The organism is Gemmobacter sp., from assembly GCF_016792925.1.
GTDB lineage: Bacteria > Pseudomonadota > Alphaproteobacteria > Rhodobacterales > Rhodobacteraceae > Gemmobacter.
Genome location: NZ_JAEULU010000258.1, coordinates 1 through 5,832, shown reverse-complemented (window position 1 = coordinate 5,832; position 5,832 = coordinate 1). Strand labels below are relative to the sequence as shown.

The following is a 5,832-nucleotide window of genomic DNA, read 5'->3' as shown; positions in this document are numbered from 1 at the left end:
CTTGAATGCCCCTATTGCGGCGTCAAAGCCGAAGAAACCGAACTGGCACCGGGCGGTGAGGCCCATCTGAAACGCTTCGGCCCCGGTTCGACCGGCGAAGAGTTCGAGGCCTATATGTTCGCCCGCAAGAACCCCAAGGGCGTGCATTTTGAACGCTGGCGCCATGCCTATGGCTGCGGCAAGTGGTTCCTGGCGGCGCGTTGCACCGCCACGCTGGAGGTGTTTGGCACCTATCCGGCCCAAACTACCGAGCCGCCCGCCGAAATCGTCGACAAGATCAAGGCCAAACGGCCCGACTGGAAGGGTTACAAATGAGCACCCGTCTTTCCAAAGGCGGTCGCCTGATCGACCGCACTGCCGCCTGCGAATTCACCTTCAACGGCAAGCGCCTGAAGGGCTACAAGGGCGATACCCTTGCCGCGGCGCTTTTGGCCAATGACCAGATGCTGCTGGGGCGTTCGTTCAAGTATCACCGCCCGCGCGGGTTGGTCGCCTCGGGCGCCGAAGAGCCGAACGCGCTGGTGAACATGGGCGAGGGCGGCCGGTTCGAGCCGAACCAGCGCGTCACCACGACCGAGCTGTTCGACGGCCTGACCTGCACCAGCCAGAACCACTGGCCGAGCCTTGAATTCGACGTGGGCGTGGTGAACAACTATGCCGCGCGTTTCCTGCCTGCGGGCTTCTATTACAAGACCTTCATCCATCCGCGCTTTGCCTGGAAACATGTGTTCGAGCCGATCGTGCGCCAGTCGGCGGGCCTTGGCAAAGTGCCGAAGGAACGCGATGCCGACCGTTACGAGCAGGCCTATGGCTTCTGCGACGTGCTGGTGGTGGGCGGCGGCATCGCCGGTCTGCAAGCGGCGCTGACCGCTGGCCGGGCGGGCAAGAAGGTCTGGCTGCTGGAACAGACGGCCCATTGGGGCGGCCGCGCGGTGGTGGATGGCGTCGAAATCGACGGCCAACCCGCCGAGGTCTGGGTGAAGACTGCCCTGCAAGCCCTTGAACGCATGGAGAATGTGACGCTCCGCGCCCGCTGCATGGCGGCAGGCTCCTATGACCATGGCTATGTGCTGTGCGACGAGAAAGTGGCCGATCACACCCCCGGCGACGGGCGCCCGCGCCACCGCCTGTGGCGGCTGCGCGCCGGTCAGGTGATCGCCGCCACAGGCGCCATCGAGCGTCCCTTGTCCTTCGCGGGCACTGATCTTCCCGGCGTCATGCTGGCCGCTGCGGTGCGCGATTACGTCATCAACTGGGCCGTGGCGCCGGGTGACCGCACCGTGGTCGTGACCAATAATGACGACGCCTACCGTACCGCCATCGCCTTGAAAGAGGCGGGGCTGGAGGTTCCGGTGATCCTCGACGCCCGCGCCAGCGTGACGGGCGATCTGCCCGCCAAGGCCCGGGCCATGGGCATTCGCGTGGAAACCGGCAAGGGCATTGCCAAGGTCAAGGGCGGCAAGCGCGTGACCTCGGTGGCGATCTGCGCTCAGGCGGGCCAAGGTGCCGTGCTGGAGGAAATCGCTTGTGATGCCGTCGCCATGTCGGGCGGCTGGTCGCCGGTGGTTCACCTCTGGTCCCATTGCGGCGGCAAGCTGAAATGGGACGAGGCGCGGGCGCAATTCGCCCCCGACAAGGCCCGCCCGCCGATCAACCACGATGGCAGCGCCATGGTGCTGACCGCGGGCGCCGCCTCGGGTCTGCTGCGCAGCGCCGATGTGCTGGCCGATGCGACCGAGGCTGCGGGCGGCGGGGCCACCCCTGAGGCGGCGGATGCCTCTGAGGGCGCGATGCTGCCGGTCTGGGTCATGCCGCAAGGTGCCCCGGTGCAGCTGCGCGCGAAAATGTGGCTGGATTTCCAGAATGACGTGAAGGTCAGCGACGTGCAGCTGGCGGCGCGCGAGGGCTATACCTCGGTCGAACATACCAAGCGTTACACCACGCTGGGCATGGCGACCGATCAGGGCAAGCTGAGCAATATCAACGGTCTGGCCATTCTGGCCGACAGCCTCTCGGCGCCGGTGCCGCAGGTCGGCACCACCACCTTCCGCCCGCCCTATACGCCGGTCACCATCGGCGCGCTGGCAGGCGAGGCCCGTGGCGAGATCTTCCAGCCGCTGCGCCGCACGCCGATCCATGACTGGCACATGGCGCATAACGCTTACATGGAGCCGGTGGGCCTGTGGCAGCGCCCCTATTGCTTCCCGCGCGCGGGCGAAACCCATGCGCAGGCGGTGCATCGCGAGGTGAAGAACACCCGCGAGAATGTGGGCCTGCTGGATGCCTCGACCTTGGGCAAGATCATCGTCAAGGGCCCGGATGCGGGTAAGTTCCTTGATATGCTCTACACCAATGTCATGTCGAACCTCGGCATCGGCAAATGCCGCTACGGTTTGATGTGCAACGAACAGGGCTTCCTGTCGGATGACGGCGTGGTGGCGCGGATCGACGAGGACACCTGGCTTTGCCACACCACCTCGGGCGGCGCCGATCGCATCCACGGCTGGATGGAAGACTGGCTGCAATGCGAATGGTGGGATTGGCAGGTCTATACCGCCAATGTGACCGAGCAATATGCCCAGATCGCCGTGGTCGGCCCGAAGGCGCGCAGGGTGCTGGAGAAGCTGGGCGGGATGGATGTCTCGAAAGAGGCACTGCCCTTCATGCAATGGGCGGATGGCGTCCTGGGCGGCTTCCGGGTGCGGGCCTACCGCATCTCTTTCTCGGGCGAGCTGTCCTATGAGATCGCCGTGCCTGCCAGCGAAGGCCGCGCCTTCTGGGATGCGCTGCTGGCTGCCGGGGCCGAGTTCGGCATGATGCCTTACGGCACCGAAGGCTTGCACGTTCTGCGCGCCGAGAAGGGCTTCATCATGATCGGCGACGAGACTGATGGCACGGTGATCCCGCAGGACCTCAACCTCGGTTGGGCGATCTCGAAGAAGAAGGCCGATTATCTGGGCAAGCGTGGGCAAGAGCGCCCCTATCTGGCCAACCCGGACCGCTGGAAGCTGGTGGGTCTGGAAACGCTGGATGGCAGCGTGATCCCCGATGGATCCATCGCGCCGGCGCCGGGGCTGAACGCCAATGGACAGCGCAATACCCAAGGCCGCGTCACCTCGACCTATTTCTCGCCCACTTTGGGCAAGGGCATTGCCATGGGTCTGGTGAAGGGCGGTCTGAGCCGGGTGGGCGAAGTGATCGAGATGACCAGGCTCGACGGGTCGACCCTGCAAGCCAAGATCGTCGATCCGGTGTTCTACGACAAGGAAGGGGAGAAGCAGAATGTCTAAGGTTGTCAGCGCCTTGAATGGCGCGACCGCAGGCGGCTTCGCCTCGGTCCGCGAGATCGGCCCGCTAGGCATGATCTCGCTGCGGGCCAAGCCCGATGTGGCGGGGCTGGCGGCGGCGATCACTGCCGCCACCGGCACGGCACTGCCCGCGCAACGCCGGATCGAAATGGCGGGTGGCAATGCCTGCGCTTGGATGAGCCCGGATGAATATCTGCTGATCGTGCCTTACGATCAGGTTGCGGGGGCCTTGGCGACGCTGGCCGACAAGCTGGCGGGGCAGCACCATCTGGCGGTCGATGTGTCGGATGCCCGCGCGGTGTTCCGGCTGGAAGGCGACGCGGCCGATCAGGCGCTGATGAAGCTGGCCCCGGCGGATCTGGCCGCCCTGGCCCCGGGCGAGGTGCGCCGCACCCGTTTGGCCCAGGTCGCGGGGGCCTTCTGGGCGGCCGATGGCGGCTATACGCTGGTCTGTTTCCGCTCGGTCGCGGGCTATGTGATGGGGCTGCTGACCCATTCGGTGACATCGGGCAGCGAATTGTTCTGACCTGAGTTTTCACCCTTCAATTCGCTTATAAATTGCGGCACTCTCCCGGTGGAAACACCATCGGGAGAGTTCTTTTGTTTCGTACCTTCGCTTTGAGCCTCGGGCTTGGTCTGACCCTCGCCGGGATGGCCCATGCCGCCACCCCCGCCTATGACTGCACCATGCCCCAAACCGAGAATGGCAAGGGCTGGATCGCGCCGCAGATCATCTTCGCAGTCGCAGGGGATGAAGCTGTGGTTTACGATGGCGTGATCCACAACAAGCGGGGCAAGCCGATTTCCGCGAAAGTGGTGGAAGACACCGAGGCCAAGCTGGCGATCCGCTGGGAAATGGGCATGAGAGATGGCTCTGGCAACAGCGCCATCATGCGTTACAAGGCGACGCTTCTTCGCAAGAACAACGTCGCCATCGTCACCGCGCGCCCGGCTGGCTATGACAACAAGCTGGAAGAGCGTGGCACCTGCAAGGAGATCGACCTGGAAAAGGTCAAGAAATGAGCGCACCCCAAGGCTTGCGTCTTGCGGCCTGTGTCTTTGCGGCGCTCGCATGGCTTCCAGTCCCGGCTCTGGCGCAGGACGCGCCGGAGCCCGGCTATGTCTGCGAGATCAAGGGCCGCTCGGTCACCCGGGACTGGATCCCCACCGATATTGTCGTTGTGGCCAATGGCTTGCAGGCGCGGGTGATGGACAATGTGTTGAAGCGTCTCGACAGCAAGCCGGTCCGGGCCGAGGTGATCCAGAATACCGACCAGCTTCTGGTCGTGTCCTGGCGCGTGCCGACGCGTGTCGACAATTCCAGCATTGTGCTGACCTATCGGGCGGCGATCTTCCGCGACAGCGGCGCCGTAAACCTTGACGTGCGCGGCACTTATTTGCGGATCAAGGAAACCGGGTATGGTCACTGCGAACTGGCCGACAAATATCTGAACCTGAAATGAAAAATCCCGCCGGAGCAAGCTCCGGCGGGATTTTCTGCATCTGGCCCCGGCTTACAGCTTGGCCGCGACCGCTTCCCAGTTCACCAGCTTTTCCAGGAAGTTGGTCAGGTAGGCCGGGCGCTTGTTGCGGAAGTCGATGTAGTAGGAATGTTCCCACACATCGCAGCCCAGCAGGGCGGTCTGGCCAAAGCACAGCGGGTTCACGCCGTTCTCGGTCTTGGTGACCTTCAGCGCGCCGTCCTTGTCTTTCACCAGCCAGGCCCAGCCCGAGCCGAACTGGCCCGCACCAGCGGCGGCGAAATCTTCCTTGAACTTGGCGACCGAGCCAAAGCTCTCGATCAGTGCCTTTTCCAGCGCGCCGGGGATCGCCTTGTTTTCGCCCGGGCCCATCACTTCCCAGAACAGGTTGTGGTTCCAGTGCTGCGAGGCATTGTTGAAGATGCCGTTCTGCGCCACGGCGCCCGCGGCATAGGTGCCGACGACGATCTCTTCCAGCGACTTGTTTTCCCACTCGGTGCCGGCAATCAGCTTGTTGCCATTGTCGACATAGGCCTTGTGGTGCAGGTCGTGGTGGTATTCCAGCGTTTCCTTGGACATGCCAAGGGCGGCCAGCGCATCATGCGCATAGGGCAGGTCGGGCAGGGTGAAAGCCATGATCGTCTCTCCTGTTCGGGGATTTCGGTTGCCCCCAATAAGAGGGCGCGCACCGGCAAGGTCAAGGGGGCGCGGGGGATTTCCGACAGAAACCCAAAGGTGCAGCGGATGGAAAAAGGCCCCGCCTTGGGGGCGGGGCCAGGGAGTGTCAGGTTCGGACGCGCTCAGTTCGAGGGTTGGCCGAGGTTGGGCTGCCCGATGGCAGGGGCGCCAAGGGAGGGCGCGCCGAGGGAGGGCGCACCGAGGGTTGGCGCTGCGGGCGCCGGGGTCGCCGCGCCCGGGGCAGGGGTGCCGCCGAGATTGGGTTGGCCCAGACCACCCGGTTGGCCCAGACCACCGCCCAAGCCGCCACCCAGACCGCCCGGTTGACCCAGACCGCCGCCGCCCAGCGAGGGCATGGCGGGCAG

The 5,832-nt window shown here is 64.7% G+C and carries 7 protein-coding genes; 5 read left to right on the top strand and 2 right to left on the bottom strand.

Annotated features, from left to right (window positions below; translation table 11 throughout):
• The 5 genes from JNN06_RS12220 to JNN06_RS12200 form a co-directional block, all read left to right on the top strand.
• Positions 1-315, top strand: a 315-nt coding sequence (locus JNN06_RS12220; RefSeq protein ID WP_291239871.1) for a sarcosine oxidase subunit delta, incomplete at its 5' end; no start/stop codon positions are given.
• Positions 312-3,290: a sarcosine oxidase subunit alpha family protein gene (locus tag JNN06_RS12215; RefSeq protein ID WP_291239870.1), complete on the top strand. Its 2,979-nt coding sequence runs from the start codon at positions 312-314 to the stop codon at positions 3,288-3,290. The genes JNN06_RS12220 and JNN06_RS12215, both read left to right, overlap by 4 nt.
• Entirely contained in the window at positions 3,283-3,834 is a 552-nt protein-coding gene (locus JNN06_RS12210) for a sarcosine oxidase subunit gamma family protein (RefSeq protein ID WP_291239869.1), read from the top strand. The genes JNN06_RS12215 and JNN06_RS12210 overlap by 8 nt, the downstream gene beginning before the upstream one ends.
• 74 nt (positions 3,835-3,908) lie before the next feature.
• Entirely contained in the window at positions 3,909-4,331 is a 423-nt protein-coding gene (locus JNN06_RS12205) for a hypothetical protein (RefSeq protein ID WP_291239868.1), read from the top strand.
• Positions 4,328-4,771, top strand: coding sequence for a hypothetical protein (locus JNN06_RS12200; RefSeq protein WP_291239867.1), 444 nt, complete (start codon positions 4,328-4,330; stop codon positions 4,769-4,771). The genes JNN06_RS12205 and JNN06_RS12200 overlap by 4 nt, the downstream gene beginning before the upstream one ends.
• A 51-nt stretch (positions 4,772-4,822) precedes the next feature.
• Here JNN06_RS12200 and JNN06_RS12195 read toward each other — a convergent pair whose 3' ends face one another.
• The gene (locus JNN06_RS12195) at positions 4,823-5,425 is read right to left on the bottom strand and encodes a superoxide dismutase (RefSeq protein WP_291239866.1); all 603 of its coding nucleotides are present in this window, start codon (positions 5,423-5,425) and stop codon (positions 4,823-4,825) included.
• A gap of 164 nt (positions 5,426-5,589) precedes the next feature.
• Positions 5,590-5,832: hypothetical protein (locus JNN06_RS12190; RefSeq protein ID WP_291239865.1), on the bottom strand; the 243-nt coding region annotated here is incomplete at its 5' end.

Excerpts from the sequence above, each read along its gene's own strand:
- JNN06_RS12215 (WP_291239870.1), top strand. The coding sequence starts at position 312 with ATGAGCACCCGTCTTTCCAAAGGCGGTCGCCTGATCGACCGCACTGCC.
- JNN06_RS12210 (WP_291239869.1), top strand. The coding sequence starts at position 3,283 with ATGTCTAAGGTTGTCAGCGCCTTGAATGGCGCGACCGCAGGCGGCTTC.
- JNN06_RS12200 (WP_291239867.1), top strand. The coding sequence starts at position 4,328 with ATGAGCGCACCCCAAGGCTTGCGTCTTGCGGCCTGTGTCTTTGCGGCG.
- JNN06_RS12195 (WP_291239866.1), bottom strand. The coding sequence starts at position 5,425 with ATGGCTTTCACCCTGCCCGACCTGCCCTATGCGCATGATGCGCTGGCC.